Below are 21,258 nucleotides of genomic sequence, written 5' to 3' on the forward strand. Positions count from 1 at the left end.
TTTCATAAATTGGAAAAAAAGACATCATGAAGATGTCTTTTAAGCATTAATTGAGAAAATGTCTTCAGACTCGGGTGTTACCGATTCCCCTTCTTTAAGAAGCGTAATGGATTGTCCTGAAGTTAGAATAAAAGGACTTACTAAAGATTTTCCGTTTTCACGAATATAATCAAGATCCACAGTGGTTAACAGATCACCTTGGGTAACCTTATCCCCTTGCTTCACAACACCATTAAATCCTTTACCATTAAGTTCCACCGTATCAATTCCTAAATGAATTAACATCTCCACACCACTTGCATCCGTAATGCCAAAGGCATGGCCTGTAGGAAAGACCAAAGTTACATCACCACTGATGGGTGCATAGACCTTACCCTCTGTAAGTTCAAGGGCATAGCCATCCCCCATCATTTTGGTTGAGAACACTTGATCTGGAACATCCTTAAGCGCTAAGACGGTACCGGTACCAAATGAACGGTATGATTCTTTATTTTTTTTAAACAAGCCAAACATAATATCGTCCTCCAATCAGTTACTCTAATTTTATCATATTATTTTAAAAATATAATTGTTAAGTGTTTGAAATTTACGCATAAATTTCGTAAACGATTTCGGATTTGGAAACTAAGCCTTGAAATCGTGAAGGGATTCAAGCAGCGCCACTAGGAATTCATAAGTACGGTCAAACGACGCGATATCCAAACGTTCATCCGGTGTATGAATATCAAACATAATTGGACCAAAACTTACAATATCGATATGAGGCATTTTACCCTTCCAAATACCAAGTTCCATTCCACCATGTGTTGCTTCAGTTTCCATGTCTTGACCACGAAGTTCTTTATAAACACTCATTGTACGTTCGCGTAGTTTTGACTTCGCATCGTAGTTCCATCCAGGGTAACGTGACGTAAACTCGGTCTCAAGATCATTTTGTGCTGCAATCCACTCAACTTGACGCATTACCGTATCCAAGACAAACGCTTGCGTTGCACGAATCGACATCGTGATTTCCAGTTCATTTTCATCTAATCGTACTGTCCCAATATTTGAAGACGTGATGACCAAGCCTTCAATTGCTTTACTCATTTGAATTACACCATAAGGAAGCATAAAGAGTGCATCCACAACACGACGTGTGTCTGCTTCACATAAAGCACGAGTTGTATGACCTTCTGTTAAGGTAAAGTTTAAACCCGCATCACTGAATTCATATTGTTCTTTAAAGCCTGCTTCCATTTCTTTAAACCATGCTTTAAATCCTTCAATATCTTTCATGGCTAAGGTGAAATCATGTTCACGCGTAATCGCGTTCATTTTTAAACCACCCTCTGCAGCAACCACACGGAAATCAAATTGATCGAGTGCACGACGCATAATGATTCCTGCAATCTTGGAAGCATTCCCACGCTCTTGATCAATTTCACCACCTGAGTGACCACCTAAAAGACCACGAATTGATACGGTAATTGTATCCGAATCAATATCTTCAAATTGTACTGCCTTCGCAAGACGTGCACGCACACCCCCACATGAGGATACATACGTTTCAACTTCACCCGATCCATCCAAACCAATGCATAATTCTGACTTAAGCATTGATGTATCCAGTTCAGTCGCACCCGTTAAGCCCGTTTCTTCTTGAACCGTAAAGACGCATTCAAGGGCAGGATGTCCCATTTCTGAGTCCGCTAAAACTGCCGCAACCCCGGCACCATCATCAGCACCCAACGTTGTATTATTAGCATAAAGCATCCCATCTTTAATAATCAGTTCGATTGGATCCACATCAAAATCATGATTACTGTCTTTGTTTTTTTCCGCAACCATATCTGTATGGGATTGAAGCATTACAGTCGGTGCATTTTCATAACCTGGAGTTGCCGGCTTAAAGATAATCACATTCCATAATTCATCTTGGATGTAGTTTAAACCTAATCCTTTCGCAAAATCAACTAAGTGATTACTAATTGCTTCTTCATTAAACGAAGCACGAGGAATCGCACTGATTTCTCTAAAATATTTCATTACAACTGATTCACTCATAAAAGACCTTCTTTCTTGTTATTTGTCGTATAAATCATATCACATTCCTTTGAAATATCACATAAATCAATTATATTATTAATAAGGAGGAGCAGTATGAAAAAATTTATCACAGAATTCAAAGAATTCGCAATGCAAGGGAATGTGATTGACATGGCAGTTGGGGTTGTTATCGGGGGTGCGTTTGGGAAAATCGTAACGTCACTGGTAGCAGATATCTTTACACCACTCATTAGTTTATTAACCGGAGCCGCAAACTTTGAGGACTTGAAGTGGGTTATTAAACCTGCAGTCGGTGAAACACCCGCCGTTGTCATGAGTTACGGAAACTTCCTACAAGCAACAATCGACTTTATTGTCATTGCTTTATGTATCTTCATGGTTATCCGAGCTATGAATAAATTAAAAAAAGCACCTAAAGTTGTGGAAGAGGCACCTGCACCAAAATCAGATGAAGTTGTGTTACTTGAAAACATCTTAGATGAACTCAAGAAAAATAAATAATCGCTGAAAAAGCATAAAAAAATAACACCTATTATAAGCGGTGTTATTTTTCTTATAGTAGTATTATAGCTACCATAATAGATTTTGTCTCCCAAACTAAATCCACCATGTCTAAGATTCATCACGTCTCAGACACGTCTATTATATCAAATTTTTCTTACTTTTCAAATGCTTCTTGCAAGCGTTCAGTTAAAAATGTATTGCGTTTGGCTTCGTGGTGATTTTCAACTGCGGTGTGAAAGGCATCCAATTCACCAACTAAGACGAGTGATTTTGAAGATCGCGTTGCCCCGGTATAGTAAAGTCGACGGGATAACATGCGGTAAAAATCTCGCACTGCTACAAGAATCACAATGGGATATTCCGACCCTTGAGCTTTATGAACACTCATGGCATAAGCATGGGTAATGTTTATATAGGAAGATGGCTCATACTCGACGAAGTTTCCATCAAAATCAACAACCAAACGTTTGGCTTCAACTTCCACAAGCATCCCAATATCGCCATTAAATACAAAATCATCCGGTTGATTTTTAAGTTGTAAGATTTTATCCCCTTCTCTAAAAATCCGTGTCCCGTACATGATTTGTGCTTTTTGAGGACTTTCAGGATTACACATTTTTTGAAGGAAGTGATTTAAATTATCAATCCCAGCTGGACCTGAGTACATGGGTGCTAAGACTTGAATATCGCTTAAATCATAACCACCCTGCATAGCTTCACCCACAACCTTTAAGACAATATCTTTGACACTGCCATAACGGCTATCAAAGACCCGGACATCACGATGATAATTTGAAACATCCAGAAGACCTTGATTCATATTAACCGCTAAGTCAATAACTTCAGATCCGGCCTCTTGACGGTAGTTTCGTTCTAAGGAAATTGTTTTAAATACCTTCGATGCAATTAAATCCCCTAACACAAAACCACTGCTCACTGATGGAAGCTGATCTTTATCACCCACAAACAGCAGTTTTTTTACCTTCTCCGATGCTTTTAAGATATGAGCAAGAAGCCATGTATCGACCATTGAAAACTCATCGATAATTAAAATATCGGTTTCTAATGGGTTTTCTTCATGCATACCAAACTTATTGGATTCCAAATCCCATTTAAGAACAGAGTGAATCGTAGCGGCTTGGACGTTGGTTAATTCTTCCAAGCGTTTTGCGGCACGCCCAGTCGGCGCACATAAGGTAATGTGTAGCCATGGACAATTTGCTTGGAGTAATGTGACCACACCCGATAACAAGGTACTTTTCCCCGTTCCCGGACCACCGGTGAGAATCATGACATCTTCACATAAAAAGGACTCAATGGCTTCACGTTGGGTATCATCAAATTCAATGCGAAGCTGAGATTCTATTGAAGCGATTTTAGATTCCAAATCATCCAGATCAAAATCATAACCTGTGTATTTAAAATTCTTAAGGGTTTCGGTAACATAAACTTCACTATCATATTGCGTACGATGGTAAAGACGGTCACCATCTTCAACCAATTCACCGCTTTGAACTAGCTCTTGATACGCCGCTTCCACTCGCTCTGCATCCCCCATTCGCACCCCATCAAACAATTTATCTTTGGTAATAAAACTGTCACCCGCCCCAAAACAAATTGTTTTATAACGGTCAAGAACCAGTGCCTCAACACGCAAGGGATCATCCAGCGCATAACCAAGCGACATTGCGACTTTATCAGCGGTTTTAAATCCAATACCATCGACGTCATAAACAAGACGATAAGGATTTTCACGAATCACTGAAATCGCATTATCACCGTATTCTTTGTTTATTTTAATAATTTGCTTATTTCCAAGTCCATGGGCAAGCAAAAACGATACCGCATCTTCTTGCGCGTCTTGTTTGCGAATCACCGAAACAATCATTTCCGCTTTCGCTTCCGTAATCCCTTTAACGTCAAGTTTAAAAGACTCATCCTCACGAATTTGATCTAAAACATCTTCGCCATAAGTATCCACAACTGCAGTTGCCGTTTTTTGACCGATACCGGGAAAATTGGGTCCACTTAAAAAACGAATAATAAAATCACGGTGTTGGGGAAGCATTTGTTTAAACGCAATGACATCAAACTGCATGCCATAACGTAGATCTTCGACGTAATCCCCTTTAAACTCATAAAATGAATCCAGCTCTAAAGTCGCCAATGGCCCCTTAATGGTCATTGGCTTTTGATTGCTATTGAAAAGAACAATCCGGAAAATACCATATCCAGATTGTTCATTTTTAAATATACATGTTTCGACTGATCCTTTAATCGTTTGTTCCATAATATTGACCTCAAATCTAACCTAAAAACATTGGTAGAATTACAGTTAATGTTGCGAAGGTATTGTTCAACATATGGACAAAAATTGCTCCCCATATTGAACCTGTTACTTCAAATGCCATAATCATAAAAATTGCCATTCCTGAATAAGGAATTAAGTAAATCAATTGCGTTAAATCTCCGGTAAGCATCATATTGGGTAAGACATGGATTAACCCAAAGAGCAAACACGAAATCACGATGCTTGATCGGTATGATTTTTCAGAACGCAAGGATTGGTAAAACGCTCCACGAAAGACAATCTCTTCCACAATGGGCGCAAACACAATTGTTGCAAACATATTTAGATACGGAAAATTACGCAACCCTTCATTGACCGCTTCTTGATTGGCACTTACGACACCACTTCCCAGAATTAATTGAACCAACAAACCCAGTGCAATATTAAATAAAAGCATAAGACCTGTTATCCTAAATACTGGAAGAATGTTTGTCCGAATATTTCGTTTAAAAAAATAGAAACTAGCTCTCAATGGCTTATAAACGATTGCAACCATTGATATCAATGTAAAAAGGTAGATAAACATCGCCACACGCGGTGTTACGACCCCTTGTGTACCACTTACCCAAGCACCGATGCGTGGGTAAAGGTATTGGAATCCACAGAAATAATTTAGAACCACTAAAATCACTTGAAAGGGGGTAAACTCAAATCGCCCCTGATCAACATCATAATTTCGAATCATAGGTTACTTCATTTCCATTTGTATCAAACACACGGTCAATGCGACCGCCACCAAGACATGCTTCACCAAGATAGAAGACGGCTTCTTGCCCCAATGTGACTGACTTCACATCATCAATCATTTCAACACGGAGTCGCGTCGCATCGATCCAAGCAATACGCACTCGCACATCTTTTGACGATATCTAAATTTTGCGGTACATTCAAGATCCACTTTTCATCCGCAAACCAGTTCATTTCCGCAATTTCGGCAGCACCGGCAAAGAGCATTGGATGGTCTGCGCCTTTTCCAACATAGATACGGTTTGTTGATAGGTCTTTTCCCACCACAAACCATGGGCCTACAGCCGTACTGATGTCCAAGCCATGGCGTTGACCTATTGTATAGAACATAACACCTTGATGTTTTCCGAGTACTTTTTGTGTATCCTCATCGATGATATCCCCTTCCACATCTTTAAGGTAGTTTTTAAGGAAATCACGATATTGACGTTCACCAATAAAGCAGATGCCCGTAGAATCTTTTTTGGTTGCTACCGGTAAATCTAATTCTAAGGCGATACGACGAACCTCGTCTTTGGTTAAAGAACCTAATGGGAATAATACCCGTGGTAACACTTCAGGACGAACACGGCTTAAGAAATACGTTTGATCTTTATTTTGATCGACGGCACGATACATTGTCCCATCACGTGTAATGGCATAATGACCGGTCGCAAGTGCTTCAAAACCATTCGCATCCATAAAATCGTAGAATGCATCAAACTTCACAAAACGATTGCATAAAATGTCCGGATTCGGAGTATTTCCGCGTTCGGTTTCTGCTAAGAAAAATGAGAACACATGATCCCAATATTCTTTAACGTAATCCACACGAAGCAATTCTAAACCCAAATGGTCAGCAACACGTTTCGCATCATCATAGTCCACTTCTTGTGAACACATATCATTTTTAATGGTTGGGTTTCCCAGAATATCATTATTCGCAAAAGAATCCCAATTACGCATAAAAGCGCAAGTAACATCATGTCCTTGCGATTTTAATATATGAGCCGCGACTGCGCTATCGACGCCTCCAGATAAACCTACTAATACTTTCATTTTTCATCATCTTTCATTGCCATGCTGCATGACCCATACTTTGGACAGGTTGGATCACACGAATGTCTATTTGCCGAACGTAATTCCGGCGGTAGAAATGCATCGATTTCTTCTTCATCATACCCCACTAAGAATGATTTATCATTCATAATGATTGGACGTTTTAAAACGGATGGATGTCGTTGAATAAATGTAATTAATTCACTCATCGATAATTCCTCTAAGTCAAGTTGTGATTCTTGCATCACTTTTGAACGTTTCGAGATAATATCTTCCGTACCGTTTTCACTTCGCATAAGTAAATGTTTAATTTCTTTTTCGCTAAGAACCGATGTAAATATGTTTTTTTCAATAAATTTTAAATTCCGATCTTTAAGCCATTGTCGAACTTTTCGACACGACGCACAACCAGGAGATGAATAAAGAACAATCATGTGCAAACCTCCCTTTTAATCAATTATACATTTTATATGTATATTTTGAAAGACCTAGAAAATAATTCTAGGTCATAATTCATGAATCTTTTTGATATTTATGTTAGGCGAACTTAGTTGCGTTTCCAATCAAGACCAAATTTCGATTGCACATCATGCAATGTTGCTTGGGCTTGAGGACGGACACGGGATGCGCCTTCCGCTAAAACATAATTGAGTGTATTGGATTCAATACACTCGTGATAACGTGCTTGAATCGCCTCTAATTCAGCGCAAACAACGTCTGCGACTGCCTTTTTAAAACTTCCATATTGTTGGCCTTCAAATACTTTTACGGCGTCATCAATACTGATTTCTTTCAGTGAAGCATAGATGGTTAGTAAGTTCGCAACCCCTGGTTGGTGTTCTGGATCATATTGCACAACACCAATACTATCCGTCACTGCTGACATAATTTTCTTACGTGCTTTTTTAGTGTCTTCTTTTAAATAAATGACCCCTTTGTCCCCTTCGCGATCTGATTTACTCATTTTCTTGCTTGGATCTTGTAAGGACATAATGCGTTTTCCAACCTTCGCAATGACCGGTTCTGGAATTTTAAACGTATCCCCAAATCGATTATTAAAACGTTCGGCTGTATCACGCGCTAACTCAACGTGTTGTTTTTGATCTTCACCAACAGGTACAAGCTCTGCACCGTGAATTAAAATATCGGCTGACATTAAGGTTGGATACGTATAAAATCCAGCACTTAAGGAAACACCGCTGTCTTTTTTATCTTTATATTGAGTTTGACGGTTTAATTCACCCATTGGGGTAACACACGATAATAAGAAACCAAGTTGCGCAATTTCAGGAACATCACTTTGGAGAAAGATGTCTGTTTTTTGCGGATCAAGACCACATGCCAAATAAAATGCCAAGGCATCCCTTAAATTGGTCTCAAGTTCTTCCGGATCAATCGGCATGGTAACACAGTGTAGATTCGCGATAAAAACACTTAAATCGTATTCATCTTGCGATGCTACAAAAGGCTTTAACGCGCCAATATAGTTTCCTAATGTTAATTGTCCTGTTGGTTTAATACCACTAATCATTCTCTTTTTCATTTCATTGTCCTCCATAAACATCCATTAAATAGATTTCTTCGGCACGTTCTGCTGTAATTTCTTGGGCATCAACCAGACGATTTAATACATGACGTTGCCGCGCTTTCGCAGCCTCAAAATTAGAACTCAAGGCATAATAAGACGGTGATTGTGGCAACCCCATTAAAAGCGTCGCCTGTCCTTCATTCAATTCGAAAGGTAGGACCTCAAAATACCCCATGCTTGCATGGTATATCCCGGAATAACCATCACCGTAATAGATTATATTTAGATACATCTCCAGGATTTCTTCTTTAGTATACGTTAAAAGTAAGTCACGTGTTACAAAATATTCGGATACTTTCCGCACAAAAGAGGCATCATGATCAAAATATATATTTTTAGAAACTTGTTGTGGAATGGTTGATCCCCCTTCCACAAGTTTACGACTTTGAATATTATGAACAATCGCACGTAAAACTGCACGCAAATCCATTACCGATTTCCGAGTAAACAAACGGGAGTCTTCCGTAGCAACCATGGCCTTTAAAGCAAGGTCAGGGATTTCATCGATTGTAGTATACGCTTCATCTTTTTTTAATTCGATTAAAACCGTATCAATTGGTTTTTTCAGGATAACCGATTGATACTCTTTGTATCCGAAAAAGAGGATGACCCCCACAACCACCAAGGCAACGGTCACCATCATTAAAACAAGTTTTCGTATCAGTTTTCTCATATTCACACATCGTAATAAAAAACACAGTCGCCTGTGTTTTTTATTGTCCCATCGACTTCATGATCTGACGAATTTGCGCTTCAGACGGTTTACGTCCCATTTGCATGTACATCGCACGAATCATTTTTTCGTTAATTGGTGGGTTTTCTTTTAATTGTTTTTCAAAATACTTCTTACTTAAGAAGAAAGCAACGACACCTCCAACCAATAACCCTAAAACAAAATAAGTAATTGATAAACCTGTTGTACTTAGTAGTGTTAGCATACTCTCACCATCCTATCTATATTTTATAACGATTCCTTGATAAACACAAGGACCGATTTAATCATTCAAAATAAAAACCCAAAGGGTTGATATTATTCCCTGTGTTAACAGGTGGGTATCCTGTCATGGGTTTAGGATTCTAATAAATTAGCTTTCACACCACGCATAAACATCCGGATTCCCTTATATCAAAGTGTCGGAAATATATTTCCCTTTGGGCACCACTATTATAACACACAATTCATGGTTTCGTGATATACTATATGAGAAAATTACGAGGTGAATGTATGAAATTAAGTAAAAGTTTCTTTTATACCATTAGGGAAGATGTTCGTGATGAAGATTCTACCAGTGGTAACCTACTCGTTCGAGCTGGGTATATTAAAAAAAGTTCTTCCGGGGTATATATGTATATGCCACTTGGTTTAAAAGTTAAAAATAAAATCGAAAACATTATCCGTGAAGAGATGAACGCCATCGATGCACAGGAAATGACCATGCCTACCTTGATTCCTGAAGATGTTTATGTAGCCTCAGGACGTCGTGATATTATTGGTACCAGCATGTTCCAATTGGATGACCGTTTTAAAAAACCATTTGTTTTAGGTCCTACGCATGAAGAGTTGTTTGCGCAAGCAGCACAAATGAAAATTCGTTCGTATAAAGATATGCCATTTAGCCTTTATCAATTTCAAACGAAATTTAGAGATGAAGCACGTCCTCGTTTTGGTTTAATTCGTGTACGTGAGTTTGTGATGAAGGATTCCTATACCTTTGATACTGATCTTGAATCCGCTGACAAGTCCTATGACGCGATGTTTGAAGCGTATAAACGTATCTTTGATCGTGTTGGACTGGATTATCGTATCGTTCGTGCAGACACAGGTATTATGGGTGGTTTACTCTCTGAAGAGTTTCAGGCTGTTACTGATATCGGTGAAGACATCTTAGTACTTGGCGAAGAAACAGGATATTCAAGTAACCTTGAGGTTGCGGAAAACGTAAATCGTATTCAATCTGATGAACCATTCTTAAGTATGGAAAAAGTCTATACGCCCAATGCACGTACAATTGAAGAGGTTGCTTCATTTTTACAACAACCCGTTCAAAAATTTGTAAAAACATTAATCTATCGCTTGGATGATCAATATGTTGCCGTTTGTGTTCTTGGAGACCGTGATGTAAATGAAACTAAGCTTGCGAAATTATACAAAGCAACGGAAGTTGAACTTGCCGACTTTGAAAACGTTCAAAAACATACGGGTGCTTCTGTTGGATTTGCAGGACCTGTAGGTCTTGAAATTGATGTTGTTGTTGATAAGATGATTGAAGGATTACGAAATTTCACAGTGGGTGCAAATGAAAATGACCACCACTTCATTAATGTGAATCATTCTGATTTTAAAGCAACACACATTATCGACGTATCAAATGTTAAAGAAGGCGATCCAAACCCAGATGGTAAAGGCGTTCTTACATTCTCAAAAGGGATTGAAGTTGGAAATACCTTTAAACTGGGGACAAAATATTCAAAAGCAATGGGTCTTGAATACCTAGACCAAAACAACAAACTTCAAGATGTATATATGGGATCTTATGGAATTGGACTGGGTCGTACTCTTGCAGCTGTTGTTGAACAAAACAATGATGAAAACGGTATTGTATGGCCCATGAATCTTGCGCCATTCCAAGTAGCAATCGTTGTTATCAATAATAAAAACGAAGAACATATGGCCTTCGCAGACGATTTATATCAAGAATTAACCCAAGCAGGACTTGAAGTGATTCTCGATGATCGTAAACAACGTCCAGGTATTAAGTTTAACGATATGGATCTCATTGGGGTTCCATTACGAATTACCGTCGGACGTGATGTGGAACACGGTGAAGTCGAACTGAAGGAACGTAAAACTGGTGCGGAACAAAAAATTAAACGTGAAGACATCTTGAGTGTTCTTAAATCTTATATGTAAAACACAAAAACTGGACTTAATCATCCAGTTTTTTTATGCTTTTATAAAAAAAAAGAAGAAGCCGAAGCTTCTACTCTTTTTCCTCACGATGATGTTTCAATACAAACATACCGATTCCTGAGATTAATAATAAACTACCATAGAGTAAGACATTGTTTGCACTTACACCTGTTTGAGGCAATTGTTCTTTACGAACACCCAAGACTTCAGGTTTTGAAGGTTCACCAGGTTTCGCAGGTTCAACAGGTTTTGTAGGTTCTTTTGGTTCGTGTGGATCTACAATGACCGGTTCATCATAATAGTTTGTAACGGTTAAACCGTCCTCACTGTAAACCGCAACATAACCTTTTGGTACATCAAGTTCGATAACGGTATAAACATAATCTTTTCCATTAGGATCTGTTTTTGGTAAATCCTCAAAGCCTGCTGTTTCCTCACCATTGACTAAATCTACCGTAATTCCCATTTCAATGCTATCACGGACTAACCCAAATGTGATGGTAGGTTTAACACTTGGACCACCGTCCCAGATTTTGTGTGCGGTAATATCGATTTTCTCAACGATAAAGTGATTGGTAATTGTGAGTGCATCCGTTTGTTCCATTTCATAGCCTACCGGCACATTGACTTCTTTTGCGGAATAAACGATTTCATTTCCTGCTTTGTCAAGAATTGGTAAATTCTTAAATGTTACCACATCAGTACCTGATGTTAAGGTTTCAAGATGATTTTCAAGTGCAATGTCATTTGCATAAAGTTGAATTTGAATGGTTGGGTGAACCGCAGGTCCACCAACCCATACTTTGTTTACAGCTACATCACGTAGGTTATAGGTATTGGTTACTTCAAGTCCATTTTCATGTTTGATATAGTTTTCTAAATCTGTTGTTTCTTTAACAAAATATGTGTATTCATGACCTTCTTTGTCGAATTTTAACTGTTTTCCAAAATCAGCGGTTGTTTGACCATCAACCAATTCCATGGTTGCACCTTCAACACGTTCTGAAACACCGTTTGCGCTACGGTAGAGATCAAATGTTACCGCAGGCCGTGGTGACGTACCACCCACCCATTTCTTTGTCGCAACAACATAAAATCGTTGGTAATCGTTGTAAATTGACTTCGATTGGGATTTTTCAGTCATTTCAATTCATATTCTGTTGAATCCAACTCAAACCCATCACTCGTTTTGATTTCTTTTAAGGTATAACTACCGGGTTCAAGATTGAAATCAAAGATACCATCTTCATTGGTAATTCCTTCTATCTTCTTGCCATCTTTATCTGTAATCTCAAAGGTAACGCCTTCGAGCACTTCATCTGTATCTTTAATAAATTTTTGCACGCGGAATACACCTTTTTCCTTCATTTCTCCACCGATTGTCGCATCATCAAACATATTCACAACGGATGTATCAGTATAATGTTTGGGTGTATCCGTCACAAGATTTCCGGATTCATCTTTATATTCAATTGTTGACGCATTTTTATAATTTTCAAGTTTCTTATCAAAAGCACGCGTATCATAAGTAACGATAAATGTTGTTTTTGCTGCTTTTTCTCTTGGAATCATTACCGTTAGAACTTGACCCTCAACAGTAATTGTTCCATATTCTTTATTAAATTCTTCAGCACTGATGTGTTTGAGTTCTCCATTGGCTTCCACGTCACCCATGATTGATCCATCAACCAGTTTATGACCTTCACCAATTGTATCGATTACCTTCACATCGGATTGCACTGCTTCTTTAGGACTGTTGATGTTTAACCACCAGTTCATATCGCCGTGAACTTCTGTTGAAAATGTTCCGGTTTTCCAGTAAAAGATTGGACTTGGTTCAACACCTGTAGGGGTTCCAGGTTGTGAGATTGTAATCATTTGTTTATCCAATGAACCCAATCCAAGATTGGTTGGAAGTTCCGCAATTTTATCTTCTTCACCACGGTATGCATTATCGTATACCGATTTTAGATTAATCGTACCTGTAACGTTTTCAAGTTGAAGTACATCCTCCATAAATTCAAAATGAATGTGACTTCCATTAAAGGTTAACTCACCAAGGGTGATTTGTTTTCCATTTTTATCAAATGCATGTACAGGCATTTTTGAACCCATAGCACGAAGGGAACGTAAACTTACCTCATCATTACTTGGTAATGTTAACTCGAAATAATCACCTGGTTTAAATTTAACTTTTTGACCATTGTTCATATCGCTGAACGCTAAGTTAAACTCAATAGGTTGACTTGGATTGTTGATTAATCCCTTAGGATTAACGTCGAATTGGGTAAAGATCGCTTCATTTGTATAATCTTTAGGACTGCTTGATGCATTCACATTTGTGGTAATACCTGAAACGATTAGAACTAAAGCAATAAGTGACCTTAGAATCAACTTTGTCTTCGTATTTTTCATATTCTCTCCTTTACTTGTGAACTTTTATGACCTTTGTCACAAAACTTACACATTTTTGCACCTTTTCATCACAAAGTTATCACGATTCCTTACAAAATGTATCTAATGAACAAACTTAAGCAATTGTTCACTTATTTATGGCATTAAATACACAAGATTTTGCACAATAAAAAAACCTACGTTTATTGGAGTAGTAAACTAAAAGTAGACAAGTAAAAAAGACTTGTCTACTTTTTTGTGTAATAATAAAATCAGAGATAAAACGGAGGTATTAATGATGGGAAGACCCAAAGGTGGATTAAATAATAAATGGACTTATGAGGATCGTATTAAAGTCGTTACACGTCATATTGATGAACATATAAGTGCTGCGAAACTATCACAAGAAACAGGAATACCGAAAGGAACGATTAATGGTTGGATTGATCGATTCATGCGTGATGGTAAAGAGGGTTTAAAAAACAAGAAAAAGACAGGAAATCATTTTTCTGCGCTTCATACGAGTAAATCATTAACTGAGATCGAACGACTTCAACTCGAAATTCTAAAACGAGATATTGAGATTGCACGATTAAAAAAAGGGTACCAGGTGAAAGGAGTTGGTGTAAACAAGGAGTTCGTTACTTTAAAAGACAAGAATTCCAAATAGCACATGACTTATCTTTTAAACATCCGATTACGTTCATTCTTAGATTTATGAATTTGAACCGATCTGGTTATTACAAGTGGTTAAAGCATAAGAATGATCTCAATATTTATGAACAAAAAAGAGCGATTCTTAGCTTTGTGATTAAAGACTGGCATCGCCGTTTTCCAAGTTATGGTTATCATGATATCGCTGCAGTCATGAGAAAGCAAAGTGATTTAGGGATTGAATTTTCCGATAATTTAATCCACAAGTGTTGCAAGTTTTAAATATTAAATCAAAAGTTAAACACTATTCCTATAAAACCTGGAACACAAAGTCGAATTTATCCTAATATTATAAAGAATCAATGGAGGCAACCAAACCTTTAGAAATTATTGTTTCAGATATGACACATATTCGAAACAAAGGGATTAATTATGAATGGACTTTAATGGTTGATACCTTTAACAATGAAATTATCAGTTCTGCATTATCGCGTACAACTGGTGATCCTAAGCCTTACTACAAGTGTCTCGAGGATCTCCTTGCGCTACTTAAGGATAATAAAAAAACAGCTCCCACGATTCTTCACACAGATCAAGGAGCTGTCTACCACTCTAAAGCTTTCGCTAAAGCGCATGAAAATTATAACATAATTAGATCTATGTCGCGAGCTGGAACACCTACAGATAATCCAATTATCGAATCATTAAATGGATGGATTAAAGCAGAAATGGCGTGTGATTATCAATACTGGTCCGTAGATAACTTTGAAAATTTTATCGAAGAATATGTACATTATTTCAATTTTGAAAGACCTGCTTACTGTTTAAATTACAAAACCCCTATCCAATATAAAATGGATAAGGGTTTCTAGTCTTTTATTAATGTCTACTTTTGTTTGACAACTCCAGTTTATGTAGGTTTTTTAGGCTATTTTCGTTTTTTGCGTCTTAGAATTAATCCCATCGCAATAAGACCCAATGCAGCAGTATACTGCATTTGCGATCCACCAACCCCTGTATTTGGAAGAGCACTCAAACGATTTTTACTCATTCCCAATACATTAATACCATGGAGTGGTGGCACAGATGGTTTTGTTGGTCGATTGTTGAGCGAACCTACACCATTATCGATTTTTGTATAAGTGTTAATAGCGGTTAAGCCATCCGCACTGTATGTAATTTTATAATCAGGAACATCATGTTCCACAATATGATATTTAATGCGTTTTCCAAAGTCATCAAAAACAGGCTGACCTCTGAAACTAACCGACTTCACACCCGATCCCAAGATTTTTTTCACACCAAGGGGTTTATTGTTGGCATAAAGTTCAAATACAACATCAGGCTTTTCATCAGGTCCACCTACCCACACTTTATGAGCGGTAATGGTTTGTGAACCTGGGTTGAAGGTATTGGTTACGGTTAAACCATCTTCACTGTAATGAACATCATAAGCTTCATGCTTTGTACGCTCTTTCACTGTATATTGAATGATTGAGCCATCTTGATTACGGATCGGACGATTTGTGAAATGAGCTTGTGTCATGCCATCTGAGAGGCTTACAGATTGATCTGTCTTAGAACCATCTGCATACAAGTCAAAAATCACCGTTGGTCGATTACTTGATGCTCCACCGACCCATTTTTTAGTAGCAATGACATCACGTAAGCCTGGATCATACGTATTGGTTACCGTTAGACCATCAGAACTATAACGTGCAATATAATGTTCCGGACCACTGATCTCTTCAACACGATATGCAATTTTTGTACCCTTCGATGTATAGACTGGAACATTCGTAAAGGTCACCGTCTTAGCACCTGGTGATAGAACTTGCGTTATACCGGTTGCTTTTTGATCCGCAAAAAGTTCAAAGGTAACCTCAGAATGTGTCATTGGACCACCATCCCATAGTTTAGTAGCAATCACATCACGAACACCTTGATTAAAGGTATTGGTAATGGTCGTTCCTTGATACGATACATCATAATTTTCAGGAACATCCCGTTCTTGTACGGTATACGTAATATCAATACCTGCTTCATCACGTTTTGGAAGGTTTTTAAATATACCGGCCTTTTCACCCGCTTGAAGTGTTATTGCGTGTTCTGTTTTAACGTTATTTGCGTATAAATCAACCACAATTGTCGGATGCGTATCGGGTCCATCAACCCATACTTTAGTAAAGGACACTTCCGTGACCCCAGGATTATACGTATTGGTTACCGTTAATCCATCATCGCTGTAAGAGGCTTCAAAATGCTCAGGTCCCTCGATTTCTTTGACACGATACTCATAAAGACGGCCTTGTTGATCATTCACAGGAAGATCTGTAAATGTTACGGAAGCCATTGATGGTAAAAGCGTTTCTTTTTGATTCGATACCGCTTCAAAATCGTTATCTTCAACTCGTCGATAGAGTTCGAATACAACACGATCCCGCGCTTTTTCTCCGCCAGACCACTTTTTAAAGGCGGTCACGGATTTAAGTGGAGACTGATAGGTGTTGGTAACCTCTATAATATTTGCATCACGAATTGGTGATACGGTTTCTGTATAATTTTCTGGAACATAAACTTCACGAACCGAGTATTCATACGGATTCCTTGATGATCATTTAAGGGCACATCCACAAAATCAAGGTGTGTTTGACCTGAATGTAATTGAGCTTCAAATCCTAAAACATCTTCAAAGACATTTTCGGTCCCTTTTAGACGTCGTGTTAATTGGAAAGAGGTATCAGGTCTCACCGTTGGTCCATCAACCCATGTTTTTAGAATACGAATGGATGTTTTCGGTGACACATAGTGATTATAGACGGTTAACCCATCAGGGCTGTATTGTGTAATCGTATTCGGAACTGACGTCAATTCCTTTACAAAATAGATGTAGGTATTCCCCTCATCATCGCGAACCTCTAAATCTTTAAAGACAGTGGTTGTTTCACCATCACGTAAGGTTTGAACCCTACCTGTTGATGTACCGACTTTATCAGTTGGTGAAGACGCACGGCGAAGTTCAAACTGTATCTCAGGACGTGGACTCATGCCGTTGGTCCATACCTTTTTCGCAACCACATCCCGTACTCCATAATCGTAGACATTAGTCAAGGTAACGTTGGTATCTCCATCATGCGAAATGTTTTCAAGGCTATAGTGTTCGATTTCATTTACCTCACGAACACTGTAGAAATACGGAACATTCTCTTCACTATATTTCGGTAAGTTCGCAAAGACAACGTCATTATCTCCAGGAACCATAGTTTGCATAATCCCTGTAGCCGCTCCATTACGCGTTAATTCAAGTTCGAGGGGAATTGAAGGTCCTGGACCACCTTGCCATATTTTCTTCACATTTAAATGCGTTACCCCTTCTTGGAAGGTATTGATAACTGTCAAACGATCAGAGCTGTATGAAACAGAATAATTTTCCGGAACGCCTAACTCACGAACAAAGTACGTAATGGTTTTCCCATCCAAGGTTCTTTCAGGTAAATCCGTAAACGTTACGACCTGTGCTTCGGATTCCTTTAAAACGCGTTCCCCATTAGGTACAGGCGTTTCAACACCATCAATTTCTTGATAAAGACGAAGGGTAACGGTTTCTTTGCGTCCACCAATCCATTTCTTTTCAGCCGTAACGGACATGCTTCCTTGATTATATACATTTATCAATTCCAGCGGATTGGAACTTTCTATTTGAGTGTATCCAGTTGGTACCTTTACTTCATGAAGTCGATATTCAATACGACGTCCATCAAACGCAAACGTTGGCATGGAGTCAAAACGCACAGTATCATAACCGCTTTTTAAAAGCTTAGAAGCAACATCGCTATCACGATACTCTGTCTCACCTTCATACCGTTCTTGAAGTTTAATTTCAATATCAGGTTTAAGATCTGGTCCGCCACGCCATAGTTTCTTACCGTAAACCGGTGCTGTCTTCACATCAAAACGGTTGATTACCGTTAGTGGGTCGGAGTATGAATTTAACCCTAGATAACCTTCTGGGACATCCACCTCATTCGCGAAATACGTAATGGTTTTTCCATCCAAGGTTTTAATTGGAAGCACACCAAAATGAGCCTCCGTTTCACCATCTTTAAGTTCAATCGGTGCAAGGGGAACTGGTAATATGTCATTGGATCCCTCAATACGTTTTGAGAGTGTTAAAGCAATGGTTGGTTTTGGACTTGGTCCACCCTCCCACACTTTTCGCGCAATAATGGGTTTTGTCGGAATTTGATAATCGTTAATGATTTTTAAATCTGTCCCTGCTCCTTCATAGCGGGTTGAATAATTGTCTAACTGGGTAATTTCTTTAACCGTATAAACAATCTCTCCCGCATGGTCTTGTTTTGGTAGATTTCGATAAACCACGTGTGTTTGACCATTTCTTAAAGTACGTTTCCCATTTGTGACAGGAGCACCATTTGCGTACAATTGAATTTCAATATCTGGACGCGTAACAGGTCCATGATTCCAAACCTTCTCTACATTTACAGAAATCATACCCGGTTTAAAGGTATTGGTGACAGTTAAGCCATCCGTACTGTAGTGAACTTCATAATGTTTTGGAATATTTGCCTCACGAACAGTATAACGAATTTCTTTACCGTCTTGCGTCGTTTTAGGAAGCTGTTTAAACGTTACAGAACCTTCACTTAAGTCTTTATATACACCATTAACCGCTGATGTTACACCATCAATGGTTTGGTACAATTGAAACCTAACTGTTGGATGTTCCCCTGAGTTTAAGGAATCCACCCAAACTTTGTTTGCAGTAACATCCATGTACTCCATACGATAGGTATTGGTTATGGTTAAACCATCTTCACTATACGTTGCGTCATACCCTTCTGGAACCACGACTTCACGAACACGGTAAACAATTTCTTGACCCTTGTCATTGTATTTCGGCATGTCTTTAAAGGTATAACTCGTTTCTTGTGAGAGCGTTACGGTGTGTTCAGTATCAACACCATCCGCAACTAAAACATATTCAGTGTCTGGATGTATCGGACTGCCTCCCACCCATTTTTTAGTCATGGTTACATCTTTTAATAGGTACTCATTTTCAATATGATTGGGTTTAATCACTGTTTCTTTATAATTTTTAGGAACTTCAACTTCTCGAATACTATACTCAATCGCAACGCCTCCTTTATAAGCAGGTAAATTTTGAAACGTTACGGAGTTTTCTCCGCTAGGAATTTCCATAATACTTCCCTCAACAAGATCTCCATTGGCATAAAGTTGAACGGAAACTGAAGGCTTCGTAGAAGGCCCTCCATTCCATGTTTTAAAAACTTTAAAATCTGTCAACTCTGTATCTTTAATAAAGGTATTTGTAACAAAAATTTCATTATTTTCATTAATTGGTGTGATTGAAACCTTATATTCATCGGTTGCGAACCCCGCTTCTTCGACAGAATAAACAATGGGGGTTCCAGTTTCATCAGCAACTGGAAGATTTTCAAAAACAACCGAAGATTTTCCACCCTCTAAGGTTAAAATACGACCTGCCTCAGAAGTAACCCCGTTTAGCGTTTGCATAAGGTTAAATGCAACAATCGGATGGGGTGAAGGACCACCAATCCATGTTTTAGAGACTTTAACTTCTGTTTTTTTAATTTCATTTTTAAAAACTGCAAGCGTCCCGACTTCCGCATGTTGATCAACATCCACGGTTACGGGTTTGGGATCCAAGACAAGCCAAGAAGGTGCCTCGACTTCTTCAATCGTATAACGGCCATCTTTCAGCGAAAGATTAACCACTCCCGTTTCATCGGTTGTTACACGTTCAACGAGGACACCACGATCATTTTTCACAGTAAAAGTAACACCCGATACAGGTGTTTCCGTTCCATCAATAACTTTTACAATCCTTAAAACACCCGGTTTTGGTTTATTTCCAACAATCGAACCGGATGCATAATGATTTTCAACAGATACATCTTTTTCAATGGTTTGGGGATAGCCTTCATGATCATAAAAACTCGCCACAGCTTTATTTTCCATCTCAGCCTGTTTCAAATCTGTGATTTTGGTGTTATACATGACTTCAATTGAAGTATAGTGTAATTTGCCTGGATGGGTTGCCACAATTAAAGACTGACCATTAATCCATACGCCACCATACTGATCTCGAAACGTCTGTTCACTAACCGTAAAGCGATTTCCGGTATGATCGGTAACCATAAATACTAAGGATCCTGGCATGTATTCATGACCCGTTCCAATTGTATCGCGTACCGTCATCTCAGACATAAAGGGTTCGCGTTCATCGTTTAATAGAAGAACCCATCGCACGACCTCTTCCTCTTCACGGGACATTCCGCCCAGTTTCGCAAACATCTCATAAGAACCACTTCCTTGAAATTGACCTTCAATTTGTACCGACTTTTGAGAAACATTCGTTCCAAGATTGGTATACAGTGTTTCTTTGATGTTTTGCGTATTATCATTAAATCCTTCAACTCTAAATGTGAAAGAACCTGCAATATTGTTGAATTGATCCACTTCATCTGTAAACACAACATGAACATTACTTTCTGTCACATAGACATGACCGAGTGGTTTTTCAACCCCTGGCATGGTAAGCTTAATCGTTTGTGAGATTCCTTTGAGTCCCACGGAATAAGGAGATCCATTCGAATCTACTTTCTGCTCCATTGGTAATCGGAGTTCCATAACATCACCAGAATTCAACTTGCGATTTCCGGATTCCGCAAATTGAACTGTAACGCTGGTTTCATACCCATGGTTTAAATTAGTATTTGAGAAATTAAAATCATTTATAAGACTGTTTTGATTTGCGACACGTGCTATATCTGCATCCAACTGAACTCCAGTTGATACAAACATGACCACAGCCATCAAAAGTGCAAATAGCTTTCTTTTCATATACCCTCCCATGAATCCAAATATAAAAATTTAGACTAACGGTATAAATGTACACTATTTTTAAGAAAATTTCAATACATTCGCACAATTTGTTCTCGTAATATACATAAAATTAAC

15 protein-coding genes, 1 other RNA gene and 2 pseudogenes are annotated in these 21,258 nt (G+C 38.4%); 5 read left to right on the forward strand and 13 right to left on the reverse strand.

Annotated features, from left to right (window positions below):
* Positions 1-39 precede the first annotated feature (39 nt).
* A complete protein-coding gene (locus EEI45_RS06590) occupies positions 40-513 on the reverse strand; it encodes a PTS sugar transporter subunit IIA (protein WP_013852849.1) in 474 nt (157 codons plus the stop codon).
* 111 nt (positions 514-624) lie between these two features.
* On the reverse strand, positions 625-2,046 hold the full coding sequence (gene pepD / locus EEI45_RS06595; RefSeq protein WP_125164617.1) for a beta-Ala-His dipeptidase: 1,422 nt from the start codon (positions 2,044-2,046) through the stop codon (positions 625-627).
* 96 nt (positions 2,047-2,142) lie between these two features.
* Here pepD and mscL point away from each other — a divergent pair, with 96 nt between their 5' ends.
* A complete protein-coding gene (gene mscL / locus EEI45_RS06600; RefSeq protein ID WP_125164618.1) occupies positions 2,143-2,550 on the forward strand; it encodes a large-conductance mechanosensitive channel protein MscL in 408 nt (135 codons plus the stop codon).
* Positions 2,551-2,707: 157 nt separating this feature from the next.
* On the opposite strand, the gene recD2 is transcribed toward mscL, so the two are convergent.
* From recD2 to ssrS, 8 genes and pseudogenes are all read right to left on the reverse strand, one after another.
* Positions 2,708-4,843 (reverse strand): SF1B family DNA helicase RecD2, encoded by a 2,136-nt coding sequence (gene recD2, locus EEI45_RS06605; protein WP_125164619.1) that lies wholly within the window; start codon positions 4,841-4,843, stop codon positions 2,708-2,710.
* A 16-nt stretch (positions 4,844-4,859) separates the two neighbouring features.
* The gene (locus EEI45_RS06610) at positions 4,860-5,588 is read right to left on the reverse strand and encodes a CPBP family intramembrane glutamic endopeptidase (protein ID WP_125164620.1); all 729 of its coding nucleotides are present in this window, start codon (positions 5,586-5,588) and stop codon (positions 4,860-4,862) included.
* A pseudogene (mnmA, locus tag EEI45_RS06615) lies at positions 5,572-6,688 on the reverse strand (tRNA 2-thiouridine(34) synthase MnmA). The gene EEI45_RS06610 and the pseudogene mnmA overlap by 17 nt, the downstream one beginning before the upstream one ends.
* A complete protein-coding gene (spx, locus tag EEI45_RS06620) occupies positions 6,685-7,122 on the reverse strand; it encodes a transcriptional regulator Spx (RefSeq protein WP_003773302.1) in 438 nt (145 codons plus the stop codon). Before spx ends, mnmA begins: the two are co-directional and overlap by 4 nt.
* 113 nt (positions 7,123-7,235) lie before the next feature.
* The gene (gene trpS / locus EEI45_RS06625) at positions 7,236-8,231 is read right to left on the reverse strand and encodes a tryptophan--tRNA ligase (RefSeq protein ID WP_125164621.1); all 996 of its coding nucleotides are present in this window, start codon (positions 8,229-8,231) and stop codon (positions 7,236-7,238) included.
* Position 8,232: 1 nt separating this feature from the next.
* Positions 8,233-8,949, reverse strand: coding sequence for a biosynthetic peptidoglycan transglycosylase (locus EEI45_RS06630; RefSeq protein ID WP_125164622.1), 717 nt, complete (start codon positions 8,947-8,949; stop codon positions 8,233-8,235).
* A 40-nt stretch (positions 8,950-8,989) separates the two neighbouring features.
* Positions 8,990-9,214 (reverse strand): YneF family protein, encoded by a 225-nt coding sequence (locus tag EEI45_RS06635; protein WP_125164623.1) that lies wholly within the window; start codon positions 9,212-9,214, stop codon positions 8,990-8,992.
* A gap of 71 nt (positions 9,215-9,285) precedes the next feature.
* A non-coding RNA gene (gene ssrS / locus EEI45_RS06640) (6S RNA) lies at positions 9,286-9,438 on the reverse strand.
* Positions 9,439-9,501: 63 nt separating this feature from the next.
* On the opposite strand from ssrS, the gene EEI45_RS06645 reads away from it, so the two are divergent.
* On the forward strand, positions 9,502-11,187 hold the full coding sequence (locus tag EEI45_RS06645) for a proline--tRNA ligase (protein ID WP_125164624.1): 1,686 nt from the start codon (positions 9,502-9,504) through the stop codon (positions 11,185-11,187).
* A gap of 70 nt (positions 11,188-11,257) precedes the next feature.
* Here the strand turns inward: EEI45_RS06645 and rspB are convergent.
* Positions 11,258-13,602: pseudogene (rspB, locus tag EEI45_RS10155) on the reverse strand (sortase-dependent adhesin RspB).
* A gap of 274 nt (positions 13,603-13,876) precedes the next feature.
* Here rspB and EEI45_RS06655 point away from each other — a divergent pair.
* The 3 genes from EEI45_RS06655 (at position 13,877) to EEI45_RS06660 (ending at position 15,107) form a co-directional block, all read left to right on the forward strand.
* Positions 13,877-14,251 carry a helix-turn-helix domain-containing protein gene (locus EEI45_RS06655; RefSeq protein ID WP_181950053.1) on the forward strand — a complete coding sequence of 125 codons (375 nt, stop codon included), beginning with the start codon at positions 13,877-13,879 and terminating at the stop codon, positions 14,249-14,251.
* 47 nt (positions 14,252-14,298) lie between these two features.
* Positions 14,299-14,517 (forward strand): hypothetical protein, encoded by a 219-nt coding sequence (locus EEI45_RS09500; protein ID WP_228410282.1) that lies wholly within the window; start codon positions 14,299-14,301, stop codon positions 14,515-14,517.
* Between the two features lie 80 nt (positions 14,518-14,597).
* Entirely contained in the window at positions 14,598-15,107 is a 510-nt protein-coding gene (locus EEI45_RS06660) for a DDE-type integrase/transposase/recombinase (RefSeq protein WP_228410283.1), read from the forward strand.
* Between the two features lie 56 nt (positions 15,108-15,163).
* Here the strand turns inward: EEI45_RS06660 and EEI45_RS09505 are convergent, their stop codons facing one another.
* Together EEI45_RS09505 and EEI45_RS06665 are read right to left on the reverse strand one after the other, a co-directional pair.
* Complete coding sequence (locus EEI45_RS09505) at positions 15,164-16,717, reverse strand: Cna B-type domain-containing protein (RefSeq protein ID WP_228410284.1); 1,554 nt, start codon at positions 16,715-16,717, stop codon at positions 15,164-15,166.
* 35 nt (positions 16,718-16,752) lie between these two features.
* On the reverse strand, positions 16,753-21,141 hold the full coding sequence (locus tag EEI45_RS06665; protein ID WP_228410285.1) for a Cna B-type domain-containing protein: 4,389 nt from the start codon (positions 21,139-21,141) through the stop codon (positions 16,753-16,755).
* Between the last annotated feature and the right edge of the window lie 117 nt (positions 21,142-21,258).

The organism is Erysipelothrix piscisicarius (assembly GCF_003931795.1).
GTDB lineage: Bacteria > Bacillota_I > Bacilli_A > Erysipelotrichales > Erysipelotrichaceae > Erysipelothrix > Erysipelothrix piscisicarius.